The 18995-nt window shown below is 59.5% G+C and carries 14 protein-coding genes, 2 tRNA genes, 1 rRNA gene and 1 pseudogene; 10 read left to right on the forward strand and 8 right to left on the reverse strand.

Going from position 1 to position 18995, the window contains the following annotated elements; genetic code table 11:
* The first annotated feature begins 51 nt into the window (after window positions 1-51).
* Both macA and PDR5_RS11755 read left to right on the forward strand, forming a co-directional pair.
* Window positions 52-1200, forward strand: coding sequence for a macrolide transporter subunit MacA (gene macA / locus PDR5_RS11750; RefSeq protein ID WP_064595551.1), 1149 nt, complete (start codon window positions 52-54; stop codon window positions 1198-1200).
* Window positions 1201-1202: 2 nt separating this feature from the next.
* The gene (locus PDR5_RS11755) at window positions 1203-3158 is read left to right on the forward strand and encodes a MacB family efflux pump subunit (protein WP_064595553.1); all 1956 of its coding nucleotides are present in this window, start codon (window positions 1203-1205) and stop codon (window positions 3156-3158) included.
* Between the two features lie 68 nt (window positions 3159-3226).
* Here the strand turns inward: PDR5_RS11755 and PDR5_RS11760 are convergent, their stop codons facing one another.
* Window positions 3227-3997 carry a helix-turn-helix transcriptional regulator gene (locus PDR5_RS11760; RefSeq protein ID WP_064595555.1) on the reverse strand — a complete coding sequence of 257 codons (771 nt, stop codon included), beginning with the start codon at window positions 3995-3997 and terminating at the stop codon, window positions 3227-3229.
* A gap of 256 nt (window positions 3998-4253) precedes the next feature.
* Between PDR5_RS11760 and PDR5_RS11765 the strand changes: the two genes are divergently transcribed.
* On the forward strand, window positions 4254-4469 hold the full coding sequence (locus tag PDR5_RS11765; protein ID WP_064595557.1) for a hypothetical protein: 216 nt from the start codon (window positions 4254-4256) through the stop codon (window positions 4467-4469).
* Between the two features lie 27 nt (window positions 4470-4496).
* Here PDR5_RS11765 and PDR5_RS11770 read toward each other — a convergent pair whose 3' ends face one another.
* The 4 genes from PDR5_RS11770 to glcD all read right to left on the reverse strand — a co-directional run bounded on the left by PDR5_RS11770 (window position 4497) and on the right by glcD (window position 10969).
* Window positions 4497-7079, reverse strand: coding sequence for a bifunctional diguanylate cyclase/phosphodiesterase (locus PDR5_RS11770; RefSeq protein ID WP_064595559.1), 2583 nt, complete (start codon window positions 7077-7079; stop codon window positions 4497-4499).
* A 105-nt stretch (window positions 7080-7184) separates the two neighbouring features.
* Entirely contained in the window at window positions 7185-8402 is a 1218-nt protein-coding gene (gene glcF / locus PDR5_RS11775; RefSeq protein WP_064595563.1) for a glycolate oxidase subunit GlcF, read from the reverse strand.
* Window positions 8403-8405: 3 nt separating this feature from the next.
* On the reverse strand, window positions 8406-9470 hold the full coding sequence (gene glcE, locus PDR5_RS11780; protein WP_064595564.1) for a glycolate oxidase subunit GlcE: 1065 nt from the start codon (window positions 9468-9470) through the stop codon (window positions 8406-8408).
* A complete protein-coding gene (gene glcD, locus PDR5_RS11785; RefSeq protein ID WP_064595567.1) occupies window positions 9470-10969 on the reverse strand; it encodes a glycolate oxidase subunit GlcD in 1500 nt (499 codons plus the stop codon). The genes glcE and glcD overlap by 1 nt, the downstream gene beginning before the upstream one ends.
* Before the next feature lie 153 nt (window positions 10970-11122).
* On the opposite strand from glcD, the pseudogene PDR5_RS30485 reads away from it, so the two are divergent.
* The 3 genes and pseudogenes from PDR5_RS30485 to PDR5_RS11795 form a co-directional block, all read left to right on the forward strand.
* Window positions 11123-11197: pseudogene (locus PDR5_RS30485) on the forward strand (LysE family translocator); the annotation flags it as partial.
* 139 nt (window positions 11198-11336) lie between these two features.
* Entirely contained in the window at window positions 11337-12464 is a 1128-nt protein-coding gene (locus PDR5_RS11790) for a saccharopine dehydrogenase family protein (protein ID WP_064595569.1), read from the forward strand.
* 2 nt (window positions 12465-12466) lie between these two features.
* Complete coding sequence (locus PDR5_RS11795) at window positions 12467-12958, forward strand: DUF2269 family protein (protein ID WP_064595573.1); 492 nt, start codon at window positions 12467-12469, stop codon at window positions 12956-12958.
* 57 nt (window positions 12959-13015) lie between these two features.
* Here PDR5_RS11795 and yghU read toward each other — a convergent pair whose 3' ends face one another.
* From yghU to PDR5_RS11810, 3 genes are all read right to left on the reverse strand, one after another.
* Window positions 13016-13855 carry a glutathione-dependent disulfide-bond oxidoreductase gene (yghU, locus tag PDR5_RS11800; RefSeq protein WP_064595574.1) on the reverse strand — a complete coding sequence of 280 codons (840 nt, stop codon included), beginning with the start codon at window positions 13853-13855 and terminating at the stop codon, window positions 13016-13018.
* Window positions 13856-14047: 192 nt separating this feature from the next.
* A complete protein-coding gene (locus tag PDR5_RS11805) occupies window positions 14048-14524 on the reverse strand; it encodes a hemerythrin domain-containing protein (RefSeq protein WP_039770748.1) in 477 nt (158 codons plus the stop codon).
* A 242-nt stretch (window positions 14525-14766) separates the two neighbouring features.
* Window positions 14767-15609: a helix-turn-helix transcriptional regulator gene (locus PDR5_RS11810; protein ID WP_064595578.1), complete on the reverse strand. Its 843-nt coding sequence runs from the start codon at window positions 15607-15609 to the stop codon at window positions 14767-14769.
* Between the two features lie 94 nt (window positions 15610-15703).
* On the opposite strand from PDR5_RS11810, the gene PDR5_RS11815 reads away from it, so the two are divergent.
* The 4 genes from PDR5_RS11815 (at window position 15704) to PDR5_RS11830 (ending at window position 18897) form a co-directional block, all read left to right on the forward strand.
* Window positions 15704-16660, forward strand: a complete 957-nt coding sequence (locus tag PDR5_RS11815) for a threonine dehydratase (protein ID WP_064600763.1) — start codon at window positions 15704-15706, stop codon at window positions 16658-16660.
* Window positions 16661-17074: 414 nt separating this feature from the next.
* Window positions 17075-18611, forward strand: a 16S ribosomal RNA gene (locus tag PDR5_RS11820).
* 123 nt (window positions 18612-18734) lie between these two features.
* Window positions 18735-18811 (forward strand) — tRNA-Ile (locus PDR5_RS11825).
* A gap of 10 nt (window positions 18812-18821) precedes the next feature.
* Window positions 18822-18897 (forward strand) — tRNA-Ala (locus PDR5_RS11830).
* The last annotated feature ends 98 nt before the right edge of the window (window positions 18898-18995 follow it).

The raw sequence follows: 18995 nt of genomic DNA on the forward strand, positions 1-18995 counted from the left end.
TGGAACCCGGCCGCTGGCCGGGCTCAACCCTGAACGGAATTGTGGTCATTTATGGAACAGTCGAAGGTGCGCAAAGTCGGTCTGGGAATCGCGTTGACGCTGGTGGCCGGGTTGGTGTTCTACACGGTGCAGGCGCCGGCCGAGGCACCGCAATACCTGACCGCCACGGTCGAACGCGCTGACATTGAAAACGCAGTGCTGGCCACCGGTTTGCTGGAGGGCATCAAGCAGGTGGACGTCGGTGCCCAGGTTTCGGGGCAGTTGAAGTCGCTGAAGGTCAAGGTCGGCGACAAGGTCAAGAAGGGCCAGTGGCTGGCGGAAATCGATCCGTTGGTGCTGCAGAACACCCTGCGTCAGGCACAGGTCGATGAGGAGAATCTGCAAGCCCAACGCCGGGCGACCCAGGCTCAACTGCGCCAGACCAAGGCCATCTACGAGCGCTATCAGAACCTGCAGGAGGACGCCTCGATCTCGCGGCAGGATTTCGAAACCGCGCAATCGAACTACGAAGTGCAGCAGGCCAATCTGTTGTCGCTGGACGCGCAGATCAAGAGTGCGCATATCCAGATCGACACGGCCAAGGTCAATCTGGCCTACACACGAATCGTCGCGCCCATCGACGGCGATGTGGTGGGCATCGTGACCCAGGAAGGCCAGACCGTGATCGCCAACCAGCTGGCGCCGATCCTGCTCAAACTGGCGGACCTGGACACCATGACCGTCAAGGCTCAGGTGTCGGAGGCCGATGTCATTCACATCGCACCGGGGCAGGAGGTGTACTTCACCATTCTTGGTGAGGACAAACGTTATTACGGCAAACTGCGCGGCACTGAGCCTACGCCGCAGAACTTCCTCGAAACCCCGCCCGCCGGCACGCCGAAGCAGAACACCGCGGTGTTCTATAACGCGCTGTTCGAGGTGCCGAACCCCGATCACCGTTTGCGTATTTCTATGACCGCTCAGGTGCGGGTGGTGCTCGACACCGCCAAATCGGTGCTGACGATTCCGGTCGCCGCGCTGGGCCCACGCAACAGCGATGGCAGCTTCCCGGTGCGGGTGCTGGACGCCAATGGCCAGGCGCAGTCGCGCAATGTGCAGACCGGGATCAACAACAACGTCAAGGTGCAGGTCAACGAAGGCCTGGCCGAAGGCGACCGGGTGGTGATCGGTGATCCGGTGACGAAAGTGGCAGGGGCATGAGCATGAGCGAACCTCTGCTGCAACTGACCGGCATCAGCCGCAGCTTCACGGCTGGCGATCGCGAATTCCTCGCGCTGAAGAACATCAACCTGACGATCCATGCCGGGGAAATGGTCGCGATCATCGGCGCCTCGGGTTCCGGCAAATCGACCCTGATGAACATCCTCGGCTGCCTCGATTACGCCACAGCCGGCAGCTACAGGATCAACGGCCGGGAAACCCGCGATCTGGACAGTCAGGCGCTGGCCGAACTGCGTCGCGACTATTTCGGCTTCATCTTCCAGCGCTACCACTTGCTGCCGCACTTGAGCGCGATGCACAACGTCGAGATGCCGGCAATCTACGCCGGCACGCCGGAGCCACAACGTCATGCGCGAGCCCGTGAATTGTTGGCGCGCCTTGGGCTGGAAGGGCACCTGACCCATCGCCCGAGCCAGCTGTCGGGCGGTCAGCAGCAGCGGGTCAGTATCGCTCGGGCGCTGATGAACGGCGGCGAAGTGATCCTCGCGGACGAGCCGACCGGCGCCCTCGACACCACCAGTGGCAAGGAGGTGATGCGCATCCTGCTGGAGCTGCACGCGGCCGGGCACACGGTGATTCTGGTGACCCATGACCCCAAGGTCGCGGCCAATGCCGAGCGCATCATTGAGGTCAGTGACGGCGAAATTCTCAGCGACCGCCGCAACGAGCGCGACGCCACAGCATTGAGCAATGAGGACGCGGTCCCCAAATCCACGGGGGCGCGGCGTCTGGTGGCCAGCCTCGGGTTGTTCAAGGAAGCCTTCAACATGGCCTGGGTCGCGCTGATTTCCCATCGGATGCGCACCCTGCTGACCATGCTCGGGATCGTCATCGGCATCACCTCGGTGGTGTCGATTTCGGCCATCGGCGAAGGGGCCAAGCGCTATGTGCTCAAGGACATTCAGGCCATCGGCAGCAACACCATCGATATCTATTCCGGCACCAGTTTCGGCGACAGCCGTTCGGCGGCCATCGAAACCCTGGTGCCGGCGGATGTGACGGCGCTCAACCAGCTGTATTACGTCGACAGCGCCACGCCGGTGGTCGGGCGCAATCTGTTGCTGCGCTATCACAACATCGATCTCGATGCCCAGGTCAACGGCGTCAGCGATCTGTACTTCCAGGTGCGCGGAATCAAGATGGAGTCGGGCATTGCGTTCAGTGAAAACGATGCCCGACGCCAGGCGCAGGTGGTGGTGATCGATTACAACACGCGCCAACGGTTGTTCGGCGAGGGGGTTGATCCGCTGGGACAGGTGATCCTGATCGGCAACCTGCCGTGCACCGTGATCGGTGTGGCGGCAGAAAAGAAGAACATCTTCTCGTCGAGCAAGTCGCTCAATGTCTGGGTGCCTTACGAAACCGCAGCCGGCCGGCTGTTGGGCCAGCGCTACCTGGACAGCATCAGCGTGCGGATCAAGGACGGCCAGCCGAGCAAGGTGGTGGAAGACAACGTCAACAAACTGATGCTGCAGCGCCACGGCACCAAGGATTTCTTCACCAACAACCTCGACAGCGTCATGCAGACGGTGCAGAAAACCAGCCGCTCTCTGGCGCTGTTGCTGTCGCTGATTGCAGTGATTTCGCTGGTGGTCGGCGGCATCGGGGTGATGAACATCATGCTGGTGTCGGTCACCGAACGGACCCGCGAGATCGGTATCCGAATGGCGGTCGGGGCGCGGCAGTCGGACATTCGTCAGCAGTTTCTGGTGGAGGCGGTGATGGTCTGTCTGCTGGGCGGGGCGATTGGAATCTCGTTGAGTTATGCCATCGGCCACCTGTTTTCGCTGTTCATCAAGGAATGGGAAATGGTGTTCTCGTTGAGCTCGGTGTTGACGGCGGTGATCTGCTCGACGCTGATCGGCATCGTGTTCGGCTTTGTGCCCGCGCGCAATGCATCGCGGCTCGACCCGATCGAGGCCTTGGCGCGGGACTGAGGGGCCGGACATGAAAAAAAACCGCCGTCCCTGGCAGGACAGCGGTTTTTTTACAGGCGCGTGATCGATCAGGCCGCGTTGGACGGGTCGCAGGCGGCCGGGCAGTCCTCAGGCGAATACATCCAGCGCATCAGCGAATGGCGGCCGCTGATTCCCAGTTTGATGGCAGCACGTTTGAGGTAGCTCTCGACGGTATTGACCTTCAGTTGTAATTGCTCGGCCAGTTCAGGCGCGGTGCGCCCGGCCAGCAGACCGACGCACACTTCCAGTTCACGGTTGGACAGGCTCAGGCCCAGTTGCTGCACGCGCTCGCAAAAACGCAGGCGCAGGGTTTCAAGGCCTTGAAGCGAAGCTTCGGTCGCTGCGGCCTGCGCCTCGGGATCCGCACTCGCCGGTTGCAGCGCGTGGATGTGCTTTTCCACCATCGGCAGCAACACCGGGGAGATGTCCTGCAACAGACTGCGCTCGCGCGCGGAGAAGCGCTTCGACGGGCCGCAGCGGTACACGGAAATCACATAACGGTAACCGTCCTTGCGCCGGGTCAGGTGCAACTGCGAAGCATCGGTGACCGTGGAGGGTTCGGGGGCGGGCACGTCACTGTTGCCGGGATCGGTGCTCAGTTCGGAATACACCGTCTCGGCCGTCAGTGCCGCCTCTTTGGGGCATTCCTGCTCGGTGCGCGGTTGCGTACGTGCGACCGGCTCCACGCGCATCTGCCGGATATGCGTGGCGTCCACGGCCAGTTGGGTGAGGATCAGGTCGTGCAGCATTCGCGGAAAATGCCGGCTGCCGGTGCTGGCGATCACTTTGCCGATGTGAGGGAACAGGTGTGAGTTCATGTGTTTCATCCATGAGTAGCAATGGGGGAATTGCGCTTTCCCGAGTCTCCGGCGGAAGTCCTTGGCCGGCGACCACAAATCGGGAAATTTGGATCCTATCCTAGTACAACGTTTGAGCGACCGTTTAATGAAGGGGTTATTAGCTCATAACCAACATTCAGTGGCCGCCACCCGGTCGGCTTCCATTCGTCGAATGCGTAGAACGACGCAGAAGCAGCACGGCTCTACCGCGTGTCATCTTAGCGAGACATTCGAAATGTACGATCAGCGCAAGAAAGAGTCACTGTCGGCATGGCGCAAGCTGGCGACACAATCGCAAGAGCCGTTCGATCCGCAGGACCAATATGACGACTTGCTCAAGGGGGCCGACGACATGCTGGAACAGGGGCTCATCAGCAACGCCGAATGGCGTCAGTTGGTGCGCGATGCGGGCAACGTGTTTACCCGCAACGAGGCGGGGGCAAGCGGATGAAGCGCAAACCAGGTGCCGGCCGACGAGTCAAAGACGCCCCGTGGCCTGCAAGAGACGCGCGAACGCCGTCTTGTCGATGGGCCGGCTCATGAAATAACCCTGCACTTCGTTGCATTGATCCTTGCCGAGAATGGCCAGTTGCTCTTCGGTCTCGACGCCTTCGGCCGTGACGTTCAGGCCCATGGCCTTGCCCAGCCCGATGATGGCTTGCACCACCGCACGATCATTGCTGCCGGTGCTGATGGACGCGATGAAGCGCTTGTCGATCTTGATGCCATCGAACGGATAGGCACGCAAGTAGCCCAGCGAGGAGTAGCCGGTGCCGAAATCATCCATGTTCAACCGCACGCCCAGTTCTTTGAGTGCGTTCATGGTCGTCAGCGCACCGTCGGTGTCGTTGAGCATGACGTTTTCGGTGATCTCCAGTTCCAGGCGGCTGGCTGGAAAACGGGTTTCGACCAGCACTTCGCGCACGTCCTGGACGACGTCGCTCAGTGCAAACTGGGCAGGGGAGAGGTTCACCGACAAGAGGATTTCTTCAGGCCATGTCAGGGCGGTCCGGCAGGCTTCGCGCAGTACCCAGCGACCGAGGGGGACGATCAGGTCTGTCTGCTCCGCCAAGGGAATGAACAGATCGGGACCGAGCAGCCCTTTCGTCGGATGCTGCCAGCGCACCAGGGCTTCAACCGAAACGATTTCCTTGCCGTCCACCTTGTAACGCGGCTGATAGTGCAGCACCAGCTCGTTGTCTTTCAGCGCCTTGCGCAAGTCGTCTTCCAGTTGCCGGCGCGTCTGGATCTGGTCGCTCATGTGCGCTTCGAAATAGCACCAGGTGTTCTTGCCTTCCGACTTGGCCTGGTAGAGCGCGATGTCGGCGCAGCGAATCAGCTCTGCGGCTTCGAAGCCGTGGCGCCGGCTCAGGGTGATGCCGATGCTGACACCGATGTGCAACGGATGATGCTCGAACATCACCGGCTCATGCAGACTGCCGATCAGGCGTGTGCAGAACCTGTCGATTTCCTGATGCGAGTCCATGCCACTGAGTACGACGACGAACTCGTCGCCTCCGAGCCGCGCAACAATGTCGTGATCCCGTGTGCATTCGCGCAGGCGTCTGGCGACTTCCTGCAGGACCGCATCACCGGCAGGATGGCCCAGTGAGTCATTGATCGGCTTGAAGTTGTCCAGATCGATCATCAGCAGTGACAGGGGCGCGCCATGCTCCTTGAGTTGCAGGGCTTCTTCCAGGTAGCGCGCCAGCTTGTTGCGGTTGGGCAACCCCGTCAGCGCGTCGTGCATGGACAGGTGCTGGATCTGTGCATGGGCGGCGACTTCATCGGTGATGTCGCTGGCGGTGCCGCGATAACCGACGATGCAATGGTTTTCGACGATCGGCCGGGCGGACAGCCGGCAATAGCGTTGCTGCCCCGTCTCATCGCGGTAGGTACAGCGCAGGTCACTGGCGTTGACCTCTTCGTTCAGTTTCTTGAGCCACAGCTGCAGCGGCGTGGTATCGCAAAACAGTAACTGCATGATGTCCTGTCCCAGCCACTGCTCACGTGAATAGCCGGTCACGGTACTGAAGCGCGCCGAGAGATACGTGAGAGACAGATGCCGGTCGACTTCCCAGATCCAGTCGGAGGCCGCTTCAGCCACGGCGCGAAAACGCTCTTCGCTGGCCTCGAGCGCCTGATTGGCCGCTTGCATTGCCCGGTGTGAGGTCTGCATCGCTTCGAAGCTGTTGTCCACGTACTTCGACGAACGCAAGGCATGCCGGAAAAAGTAACCGGTCAACAGCATGAGGATGAGCAAAATGCTGCCAAGCGTGGGCAGCAATGACCACAACAACCGTTGCCCCGGCCGTTCAAGGTCAGCGACCAGGCTGTAACCGGTACTGTCCAGCGGCACTCTGGGCTGGCCTGCTTCGATGGTTTCATCCAGGGCAAGAGTCAGGTTGTTCAGGCCGAAGCCGCTGCCGATCTTTCGCAGTTTGGCAGGCGTCAGCTTGTCGACGAATACCAGCACAGAGGTATTCCGGGGCTCTTCGGTGGGGCGCTCGTCATTGGGAATGATGGCCGCCGCCGTCACCAGCGCGGGCCAGTCTTCAAACAACGAATAGGTATTGACCGGCCTGGTGAGGTCGCTTTGCAGTTGTACCTGGTCGACCAGCGCAGTGGCGGACGCCTGGAGAAAACTGGAGATATTTGCTTCGACCAACTGGCCGCGCACCACCGCATATTTGGTCTGTTCCCGGTTCAGTACAAATACGCCGTCATAGCCATCGCTGGTGAACAGGGTTTTGCCCAGGTTCTGTTCAACGTAGGCCCAGTTTGTGTCGACCTGACCGCTCAGATGCTCATAGGCCGTCGTCCAGTAGGCGTAACTGGTGATGTAGTTTTTTGATGCGAGGATGCGGTTTTCCAGCGCTCGGGTCGAATAGAACAGGTTGTCGTTCACATCGTCGTCATCAAGCTGCGTCGCAATACTTAACAGGGCGCCGACGGCCGTGATGACACCGGCTATGAACAGCGCGCCTACGGCAAACGCCAGACGCCGGGTGGCGGTACGTTGAGGCGAGGGGAGCGGGGCCGCATGAGTTGAATAGTCCATTCGCTCATCCTTGATCCGTGATTACGGCATCTAGAACACGTGGATCGACGCAATGTTCAGTCTTGTCTGCGCCACCGCTTGAAGGTTAGCAGGCACCTCGGACTTTCATCGGCAATGCGCGTCCACCAGCTCGATCCAGTGCCTGACGGGCGTGCGGCCGGCGCCGTCGAGGTGTATCTGGCAGCCGATGTTGGCGGTGGCGATGATCTCGGGATGACCACTCTCCAGCGCAGCGAGTTTGTTGTCGCGCAGTGACCTGGCCAGCGCCGGTTGGGTGATCGAGTAAGTACCTGCCGAGCCGCAGCACAGATGGGCGTCGGGGACGGCAGTCAGGTCGAAGCCCAGTCGGACCAGCACCGACTCCACCGCACCGCCAAGTTTCTGCGCGTGCTGCAAGGTGCAGGGGCAATGGAAAGCCACACGTTGATTGGCGTGGATGCCTAAGGATTCGAGCGGCTCTTCGCGCAGCACCTCAACCAGATCTTTTGCCAGCGCGCTGACGGCTTTGGCCTTTTCGGCATAGGCCGGGTCGGCGCGAAGCAAATGCCCGTAATCCTTGATGAATGCACCGCAACCGCTGGCGGTCTGTACGATCGCCTCGGCACCCTGTTCGATGGCCGGCCACCACGCATCAATGTTGTGGCGGGCGCGCTCAAGGCCGGTGATCTGGGCGTCAAGGTGATAATCCACCGCGCCGCAGCAGCCAGCCTCGCGAGCAGGAATCACGCTGATGCCCAGACGATCCAGCACCCGCGCCGCTGCGGCATTGGTGTTGGGTGACAAACCTGGCTGCACGCAACCCTCGAGCATCAGCACTTGCCGCGCATGACGGATGGCGGGTCGTGGGGCAGGCAGCGCCACGTTGCGTGGCAGTTTGTCTTGCAGGGTATGGGGCAATAGCGCCCGAAACATCTGGCCGGCGTTGATCAGCCCTTTGAACAACCGTGGATCGGGCACGACGCGTCGAAGTCCTTCACGCAACAGACGCTGCCCGAGCGGCCGCGGGACGGCGGCGTCCACCACCGCCCGGCCGATGTCGAGCAGGTTGTGATAGTCCACGCCGGAAGGGCAGGTGGTTTCACAGTTGCGGCATGACAGGCAGCGATCCAGATGTTGCTGGGTTTTCGCCGTGACTTCGTTGCCCTCAAGCACTTGCTTGATCAAGTAAATGCGTCCGCGCGGGCCGTCCAGTTCATCGCCGAGCAATTGATAAGTCGGACAGGTCGCATTGCAGAATCCGCAATGAACGCACGTGCGCAGGATGCTTTCGGCCTCTTCGGCGCGGGGCAGTTGCCGGGCTTGCGGGCTGAGGGTGGTCTGCATGGCTCAAAGCTCCGCGTACAGACGCCCGGGATTGAAAATGCCCCGGGGGTCGAGTTGTCGTTTGAGTTGGCGGTGATAGTGCAGCAGGGCGGGCGCCAGAGGATGGAACGGCTCGTCGATCAGACCGTGGCTATAACACGTCGCATGCCCGCCGACTTGGTCGACCATTTTGCGAATGACCGCAGCTTCGGCCGTCGATTTGAGCCAGCGTTGCGCGCCGCCCCAGTCGAGCCACTGCTGGCCGGGCAGGTTCAGCGGCGGCGTGTTCAGCGGCACGGACAGGCGCCAGAGCGGTTGGTCTTCGTCGAAGAAGCCCAGGTGTTGTTCGTTGAGATCGGCCCAGAACGAACTGTCGATCAGCTCGCCACCCAGGCGATCATGGGCGGCCGCCACCGAACCTTCGCCACCCTCAAGACGCAAATGCAGTTGCCGGCCATCGTGACACGCGGCGCTGATCGGCAACGGTTGCTGGCCCCATTCGGCCAGACGCAGCAACGCCTGTTCGCTGGGCATTTCCAGACTGAGGCTCAGGCACGCTCGCGGTTTGGGCAGCACCTTGAGCGAGACTTCGGTGATCACCCCGAGCGAGCCGTAACTGCCGGCCATCAGGCGCGACAGATCATAACCGGCGACGTTCTTCATGACTTCGCCGCCGAAGCGCAGGTGTTTGCCATGACCGGTGATGATCCGTGTGCCGAGCACAAAGTCGCGCACCGATCCCGACCAGGGCCGACGCGGCCCGGACAGGCCACTGGCGACCATGCCGCCGACCGTGGCATCGTCGGCGAAGGCCGGTGGTTCGCACGCCAGCATCTGTTGCGAAGCGTCCAGCACGGCCAGCAGTTCCACTAGTGGAGTGCCGCAGCGTGCGGTGATCACCAGTTCGGTCGGGTCGTAGCTGACGATGCCGCGATGGGCGCGAGTGTCGAGAATCTCGCCACCGACGATGCGCCCGAGAAACGCCTTGCTGTTGGCGCCCTGGATGCGCAGCGGGGTAGCGTTTTCCAGTGCCCGATTGACCTGTTCGAGCAGCGCGGCGCTGTCATCGAAATCCATCGCGTCGCGCATCAGAACCGCTCCAGTTCGGGGAAGGGCAACTGCCCGTGATGCACGTGCAGGGCACCGAATTCGGCGCAGCGGTGCAGGGTCGGAATGTTTTTGCCGGGGTTGAGCAGGCCGCCGGGATCGAACGCGGCTTTGACGGCGTGGAACAGGGTCAGCTCATCGCTGTTGAACTGCGCGCACATCTGGTTGATTTTTTCCCGGCCCACGCCGTGTTCACCGGTGATGCTGCCGCCGACCTTGACGCACAGTTCGAGGATCTTGCCGCCCAGCGTTTCAGCACGCTCCAGCTCCCCGGGCTGGTTGGCGTCGAACAGAATCAGTGGATGCATGTTGCCGTCGCCGGCATGGAATACGTTGGCGACTCGCAGGCCGTATTCGGCTGAAAGCTGTGCAATCGCATGCAGTACGCCGGGCAACTCGCGGCGCGGGATGGTGCCATCCATGCAGTAATAGTCCGGCGACAACCGGCCCACGGCGGGGAAGGCGTTTTTGCGTCCGGCCCAGAATCGCACGCGTTCGGCTTCGTCCCGGGCCTGACGCAGTTCGGTGGCGCCGGCGTGCTCGAGCACTTGTCGGACCCGCGCGCAGTCATCGTGAACATCGGCCTCAACGCCATCGAGTTCGCAGAGCAGAATCGCCTCGGCATCCACCGGATAACCGGCGTGGATGAAGTCTTCGGCGGCGCGGATTGCCAGATTGTCCATCATCTCCAGGCCACCGGGAATGATGCCGGCCGCGATGATATCCGCCACGGCGCGGCCAGCCTTTTCCACGGAGTCGTACGCCGCCAGCAGCACTTTGGCCGTCTGCGGTTTGGGCAAGAGTTTGACCGTGACTTCGGTGATGACCCCGAGCAGGCCTTCGGAACCGGTGAACAGCGCCAACAGGTCGAAACCGGGGGAATCCAGTGCGTCCGAACCCAGCGTCAGGCGTTCGCCATCGACGGTGAGGATCTCGACCTTGAGCAGGTTGTGCACGGTCAAGCCGTACTTGAGGCAATGCACACCACCGGCGTTTTCCGCCACGTTGCCGCCGATCGAGCAGGCGATTTGCGAGGAAGGGTCAGGTGCGTAATACAGCCCGAACGGCGCGGCGGCCTGGGAAATCGCCAGGTTGCGCACGCCGGGTTGAACCCGCGCAGTGCGGGCCTTTGGGTCGATCTGCAGGATGTTGTTGAAGCGCGCCATCACCAGCAGCACGCCTTTTTCCAGCGGCAATGCACCGCCGGACAAACCGGTCCCCGCGCCCCGGGCCACCACCGGCACCCGCCGTTCATGGCAGATCTGCAACACGCCCTGAACTTCATCGATATGCCGTGGCAGTACCACCAGCAGCGGCGTGGTGCGGTAGGCCGAGAGGCCATCGCACTCGTACGGTTTCAGTTCCTCGCGCTGATGCAGCACGTCCAGGTCTGGCCATTGGTGCTGCAGGGCTTGCAGAAGCGCGGCTTTGTCGACGTCGGGCAAGGCGCCGTCGACCTGTTCGTCGTAGAGAATGTTCATGATCGGTGGGCGACCCTCCGTTGTCGTTATTCGAGGTCGGTGCCGGTTTCCATCATTGGGCCGCTGACACCGAGAAGTAAAGCGTAGCGTCCGGTAGTTCGTTGTCCCGCGTGCTCCTGTAATATGCCGCCACTTCACCCCAATGAGCATGGAATGGACTCTCACTCGATTCTGGCCTTTACCCAGGTTGCCGCGATTGCCATTGCCAGCCCTGGACCCGAGCCGCTTAGCCTGCGCTGTCCCGTTGGGCCATCCGGGTGGTGAGACCGGTTCATCGGCTTCGGCTGCGATTCTGACGATGCGTCAGCAGGTGCGTTGCTCACAGAGGTACGACTGAAATCATTCAATTATTTCAAGGAAGCATTGCGTGGCACTCAGGGTTTTAGTGGTCGGCGGTTACGGGAATTTCGGCAGCATTGTCAGCCGGCATTTGATTGCGATGCCGGACATCACGCTGGTGATCTCCGGTCGCGACCCTCAGAAACTGATGCGCAAAGTCGACGAGCTGAAAACCCTGTCGGGCGTCGTCTGCGAGAGTTGGTGCGGCAATGCGATGGGGGAAGGGTTTGAAGCGGTTCTGAAAACGATGAACATCCAATTGGTCATCCACACCGGGGGCCCGTTTCAAGGGCAATCCTATGCGGTCGCCGAGCGCTGCATAGACGCGGGTGTGCATTATTGCGACTTGTCCGACTGCCGAACGTTCGTCAACGGCATCGGAGCCCTCGATGCCCGCGCGAAACAGGCTGGCGTGGCAATTCTCAGCGGTTGCAGTTCGGTGCCGACACTTTCATCGGCACTTATCGATGAGCATCAGTATCGCTTCTCTCGTATCGATTCGATCGAACATGGCATTTCCTCGTCGGCGAAAATGCCGGGCCTTTCGACGGTTGAAGGTGTTCTGGCCTACGCAGGCAAGCCGATCAGGCAGCTCAGGAATGGCCAGGTTCATGAGGTGGCAGGCTGGCTCGACCTGACGTGGCGCAAGATGCCTCACCTGGGCGTTCGGGTGCTGGCGAATGTCGACGTGCCGGACATGGACATTTTTGCCAGCCGCTATGGCGCCCGAACCCTGAGTTTCAAGGCGGGTCCGGGCCTCAAGCTGGGTGGAGTGGCGAACGGCCTGTTCGCACTGGCCCGCAGGTTTGGTGCGTTTCGTGATCATGTTCCCTGGGCGGCGCGGCTTCATCGTTGGGGCACCTGGTTCGAGCGATTCGGTGATGGCAAAAGCGCGATGTACATCGACGTGAAGGGGCTCGGCATCGACGGCAATCCGCTGGCCATGACGGTCCAGCTCACCGCCCGCAATGACAAGGGGCCGGAGATCCCGAGCTGCGCAGCCGTTGCCCTGGCAGCGAAAATCGCCCGGAAAAACCAGCCCGAGGCTGGCGCACGTCCCTGCGTGGGCGAGATAACCGTCGACGAATACATGGCGGCCATCAACGATCCGCAGAATCTGAGCCTATCGATGCATTTTTCTGGCGGGCAGAACTGACCGTGCTCTATCTCTGCCTCAAATACATTCACATCATCGCAGCGGTTTTTCTGTTCGGATTCGGCATGGGCTCCTACCTCTACCTGATCGCCGCGAGCCGGACAGCCAACCCTTTGGTGATCATGCACGTGGCGAGAATGGTGGTGCGGTTCGATACCTGGATCACCACGCCGGCGGGCTTTATTCAGATCGCGACGGGTTACGGGTTGACCCTGCTGGCCGGACTGCCCTTGACCACGGAATGGGTGCTGACCTCCTTGATCATTTTCCTGTGCGTCGGGTCGCTCTGGTTACCGGTATTGGTGCTTCAGAAGCGTTTGTACATGATGGCGTCGAGCGCAGTGGAAACGGGGGGCGGGCTTGCCGACGAGTACCGTTGCGTGTACCGAAAATGGTTCTGGATGGGGGTTGCCGGTTTTCTGGGGATGTTCGTGATCGTGCTGCTGATGGTGACGAAGATGACGCCGGGACAGTGGGCTGACTTGTTGGTGTAGCGAACGCAACGCCCGATACAGACTTCGCACCGGACGTTGCGTCGTATCAGGTGAAGTTCAATCGAGATCGCTTGCTTGATGCCGTTCTGGAACCTGGCTCGCTTCATCGCCCCACGTCCGGTTGACGCGCTGGCCGCGAATCACCGCAGGTCGTTCGGCAATCTCTTGCGCCCAGCGCTGCACGTGGGTGTATTCATGGGCGTTCAGAAACTCGGCGGCGGAGTACACATTGTTGCGCACCAGTTGTCCGTACCACGGCCAGACCGCGATGTCGGCGATGGTGTAGTCGTCGCCGGCAAGGTAAGGGCTTTCGCTCAGGCGGCGATCGAGTACATCCAGCTGACGCTTGGCTTCCATGGTGAATCGATTGATCGGGTATTCGAGTTTTTCCGGCGCATACGCATAGAAATGCCCGAAGCCACCGCCCAGATACGGCGCAGCACCCATTTGCCAGAACAGCCAGTTCAGGGTTTCGGTGCGACCCGCCGGATCGGAGGGCAGGAAGGCGCCGAATTTCTCCGCCAGATACAACAGGATCGAGCCGGATTCGAACACGCGGATGGCCGGCTCCACACTGCGGTCCAACAGAGCCGGAATTTTCGAGTTGGGGTTGATCTCGACAAAACCGCTGGTGAACTGGTCTCCTTCGTTGATGCGGATCAGCCAGGCATCGTATTCAGCGTCGGTGCAGCCGAGCGCCAGTAATTCTTCGAGCAGAATGGTCACCTTCACGCCATTGGGCGTGGCCAGCGAGTAGAGCTGCAGCGGGTGCTTGCCGATCGGCAGCGTTTTTTCATGCGTCGGCCCGGCAATCGGGCGATTGATATTGGCGAATTGGCCGCCGGAAGGCGCGCTGTGTTTCCAGACCTTGGGTGGCACGTAAGACGTCTTGCTCATGAAACGGACCTCATCGGTTAATGGCTGGAATGTTGTGAGCCCGTATGGGAACAGCGGGCTCATGACGGACAGGACACCACACAACGGCGTTTGAATGCCACCGGCGGGCGGATGAAAATTCGCGGGAATCGAGCGTGATATCAACCCAAAGAAAAGCCCGGCAGATGCCGGGCTTTCTGGGTTTCGGGAACATCACGCCGCCACGTTGCCGGCCATCATTTCCTTTTTGTAGCTGGCTTTCATCGCTTCCATTTGTTCGCCCAGTTCATCGAGCTTCGCTTTGCCGAGGAGTTTTTTTGCCTGCGGAAACATCTCGGTTTCTTCCTCTTCGATGTGATGCTCCAAAAGCTCCTTGACCACTTTGACCCGACCAGCGAACTCGGGCGTCCCCGGATCAGTCAGTTTGAGGTCTGGCAGCACCAGCGAATCCACGGTGCGGTGCTCTTCCTTGGCTTCGAAGTACATGATGTCCTGTTCCTTGGTGCCGGCTTCCTTGAAGGCCGGATAAAGGATTTCCTCTTCGAGTCGGGTGTGGATCGAGATCTCCATTTCCAGTTTGCCCAGCAGCTCGACACGTTTTTTCAGGGCCCGGTCCGTCGATTCGCTGAGTTGGCTCAGGATCCCTTTGACTTTCTCGTGGTCGGCTTTCAGAAGGTCGATCGCGTTCATGTTGGTTGCCTCTGCTATTCAGGGTTAGAACACAGTCCGATGTCTCTCGGCGCCGTGGATTCCCGAAGAACAACGCATTTGCCATGCCAGTCGCGCGTCTCGGCCAAAGGCGTCTGGATCAGGGGTTGTGCGATAGCAGGGCTGAGGGGGTTCGTGCAGCCTGCATGAACGACGTGCAATCGGCATTGCAGAACACGACCCGAAGGGTTGTGGGCGTGATTTTTCGGATCAGAAGACAGCGATCACGACGGATGTTGTTTACCGGTGCTGGCGCTGTGGCAAGTACTTTTGCGTAATTGTGCCGGACTCACGCCAAGTCGTTGTTTGAAGGCGCTTGCCAGGTGCGCCTGGGAATTTAATCCACAGGCCAGGGCGACCTGCGACAAGGCCGTTTTCCCGTCGCATATCATCGCCCGAGCCCTGGCCAGGCGCCGGTCGATCAAATAGCTATGGGGGCTTTTGCCCGTGGCTTGTTTGAAGGCGCGAGTGAAATAGCCTTCGGACAATTCGAGCAGGTGTGCCATCGACAGTACATCGAGCGGGCCATTGAGACCTGCGTCAATGAACTCATCCAGCCGTCGCATTCGGCTGTCGGTGATCGAGCCGCGGTGCACTGGCACGTCCTGAACTGCGGCGCGCTCAGCCAGCGCAAGCGCCCAGGTTTCCCAGTCATCGTCCCATTTGGGCTGCAACAGCGCGCTGCGCATTCGCTGGGCGAGGAGAATGGCCTGCGGGTCGATGCGGTTGTTGAATGGCCGATCTCCGGCCAACGCACCCCCTTTGGTGCGGATGACCCGCAGGTATTCACCGCCCGCGGGGGACTCGGACAACACATCACAGCCGACCGGGACAAACGCCAGGCCATTGGGCATCGCGTCGAAGGGACGTACCCGGTCAGTACCGATGGCATGCAGGCCGCGTTGGCTGTCGAAGGCAAAGCCAATCGCTGACTGGGTCGCCACGTAGCGTGCCGAGTAGGCTGCGGCGGGCAGCAATTCGATCGTCCACGAACCTGCCTCGATGCGACGGACCGGTTCTGCAATGGTTGGAGTGTTCTGACGGTTTCGATGACTCATGAGCGTCATAGTAGTGAAGGGATGGCATAAAAGTCAGGTTCGTTTTTTGAAAGCCGACGCGACGCCTGCGTGCCTAGACTGGGGCAAAGCCAAGGAGACGCTCATGCATACAATCACGCGCGATGACCTCGAACACGCTGCCCGCCAGGTTTACCAGGTGATGCCGGCTACCGCCCAGTATCGCTGGCCTTTGCTGGCCGAGCGGTTGGGATGCACGGTTTGGGTCAAACACGAAAATCACACACCGACCGGTGCCTTCAAGGTGCGCGGTGGCATTACCTTCATGAACTGGCTGCGCCGTGAGCACCCGAGCGTCAAAGGCATCGTTTCTGCGACGCGTGGCAATCATGGCCAAAGTCTTGCACTGGCAGCCAGTGCCGTGGGGCTGAGGGCATTGATCGTTGTGCCAAAGGGCAACTCAATGGAAAAGAACAACGCCATGCGCGGGTTCGGCGGTGAGGTGGTCGAGTACGGGCGTGACTTCGATGAAGCTCGCGAAGAGGCTGCTCGCCTGGCGCAGGAACATGACTTGTACCTGGTGCCGCCATTTCATGCCGAACTGGTCAAGGGCGTTGCGACGTATGCGCTTGAGCTGTTCAGTGCAGCGCCAGAGCTGGACACCGTCTATGTGCCCATCGGCTGTGGTTCGGGAATCTGCGGTGTGATTGCTGCCCGGGATGTGTTGGGCCTGAGTACCGAGGTAGTAGGGGTGGTGTCGACGGAAGCAATGGCCGCCAAACTGTCTTTCGAAGCGAAAACGATCTGTGAAACCGCGTCGGCCAACACCTTTGCCGACGGCCTTGCTGTGCGCAGGCCTATTGCCGAGGCGTTCGACATCTATAGGAAGGGGGCGGCGCGGATCGTCTCGGTGAACGAAGAGGAAATAGCCGAGGCCATGCGCGTGTATTACACCGATACCCATAACCTTGCTGAAGGGGCGGGCGCGTCCGCGTTGGCGGCCTTGATGCAGGAGCATGAAAGGCGGGAGGGGAAAACGGTCGGTGTCATTCTGTCCGGGGGGAATGTTGATCGAACGATCTATGCGGGGGTGATTGGATGATTGCTTCTTTATATAGTCGGTACGGAGCTTGGTAGTTTTCGCAGGTACGACCTGGCCTGTCGGGTATGGAAAGGAATTTTTACTCGGGGGGTTGACCATCTGTTTTGATCCTGTATTATTCGCCTCCCGCTAGCGAGCAACCTGAGTTGCTCCTAACGCAAGTGATTGAATTTAAATGAAAATAATCACTTGACAGCAAATGAGGCTGCTGTAGAATGCGCGCCTCGGTTGAGACGAAAGATCTTAACCAGCCGCTCTTTAACAACTGAATCAAGCAATTCGTGTGGGTGCTTGTGGAGTCAGACTGATAGTCAACAAGATTATCAGCATCACAAGTTACTCCGCGAGAAATCAAAGATGTAACCAACGATTGCTGAGCCAAGTTTAGGGTTTCTTAAAAACCCAAAGATGTTTGAACTGAAGAGTTTGATCATGGCTCAGATTGAACGCTGGCGGCAGGCCTAACACATGCAAGTCGAGCGGATGAAGGGAGCTTGCTCCTGAATTCAGCGGCGGACGGGTGAGTAATGCCTAGGAATCTGCCTGGTAGTGGGGGACAACGTTTCGAAAGGAACGCTAATACCGCATACGTCCTACGGGAGAAAGCAGGGGACCTTCGGGCCTTGCGCTATCAGATGAGCCTAGGTCGGATTAGCTAGTTGGTGAGGTAATGGCTCACCAAGGCGACGATCCGTAACTGGTCTGAGAGGATGATCAGTCACACTGGAACTGAGACACGGTCCAGACTCCTACGGGAGGCAGCAGTGGGGAATATTGGACAATGGGCGAAAGCCTGATCCAGCCATGCCGCGTGTGTGAAGAAGGTCTTCGGATTGTAAAGCACTTTAAGTTGGGAGGAAGGGTTGTAGATTAATACTCTGCAATTTTGACGTTACCGACAGAATAAGCACCGGCTAACTCTGTGCCAGCAGCCGCGGTAATACAGAGGGTGCAAGCGTTAATCGGAATTACTGGGCGTAAAGCGCGCGTAGGTGGTTCGTTAAGTTGGATGTGAAATCCCCGGGCTCAACCTGGGAACTGCATCCAAAACTGGCGAGCTAGAGTATGGTAGAGGGTGGTGGAATTTCCTGTGTAGCGGTGAAATGCGTAGATATAGGAAGGAACACCAGTGGCGAAGGCGACCACCTGGACTGATACTGACACTGAGGTGCGAAAGCGTGGGGAGCAAACAGGATTAGATACCCTGGTAGTCCACGCCGTAAACGATGTCAACTAGCCGTTGGGAGCCTTGAGCTCTTAGTGGCGCAGCTAACGCATTAAGTTGACCGCCTGGGGAGTACGGCCGCAAGGTTAAAACTCAAATGAATTGACGGGGGCCCGCACAAGCGGTGGAGCATGTGGTTTAATTCGAAGCAACGCGAAGAACCTTACCAGGCCTTGACATCCAATGAACTTTCCAGAGATGGATTGGTGCCTTCGGGAACATTGAGACAGGTGCTGCATGGCTGTCGTCAGCTCGTGTCGTGAGATGTTGGGTTAAGTCCCGTAACGAGCGCAACCCTTGTCCTTAGTTACCAGCACGTTATGGTGGGCACTCTAAGGAGACTGCCGGTGACAAACCGGAGGAAGGTGGGGATGACGTCAAGTCATCATGGCCCTTACGGCCTGGGCTACACACGTGCTACAATGGTCGGTACAAAGGGTTGCCAAGCCGCGAGGTGGAGCTAATCCCATAAAACCGATCGTAGTCCGGATCGCAGTCTGCAACTCGACTGCGTGAAGTCGGAATCGCTAGTAATCGCGAATCAGAATGTCGCGGTGAATACGTTCCCGGGCCTTGTACACACCGCCCGTCACACCATGGGAGTGGGTTGCACCAGAAGTAGCTAGTCTAACCTTCGGGAGGACGGTTACCACGGTGTGATTCATGACTGGGGTGAAGTCGTAACAAGGTAGCCGTAGGGGAACCTGCGGCTGGATCACCTCCTTAATCGACGACATCAGTTGCTCCATAAGTTCCCACACGAATTGCTTGATTCATTGAAGAAGACGATAGAAGCAGCTTTAAGCTCCAAGCTGATAGCTCACAGCTAGCAGTTACAAGCTCGAAATTGGGTCTGTAGCTCAGTTGGTTAGAGCGCACCCCTGATAAGGGTGAGGTCGGCAGTTCGAATCTGCCCAGACCCACCAATTTTGTTATGGGGCCATAGCTCAGCTGGGAGAGCGCCTGCCTTGCACGCAGGAGGTCAGCGGTTCGATCCCGCTTGGCTCCACCATAAACTGCTTCGAAAGTTTGAGAGTTTAGAAATGAATATTCGAGTTGAATATTGATTTCTAGTCTTTTGATTAGATCGTTCTTTAAAAATTTGGGTAT

Source organism: Pseudomonas sp. DR 5-09, from assembly GCF_001655595.1.
GTDB classification, from domain to species: domain Bacteria; phylum Pseudomonadota; class Gammaproteobacteria; order Pseudomonadales; family Pseudomonadaceae; genus Aquipseudomonas; species Aquipseudomonas pharyngis.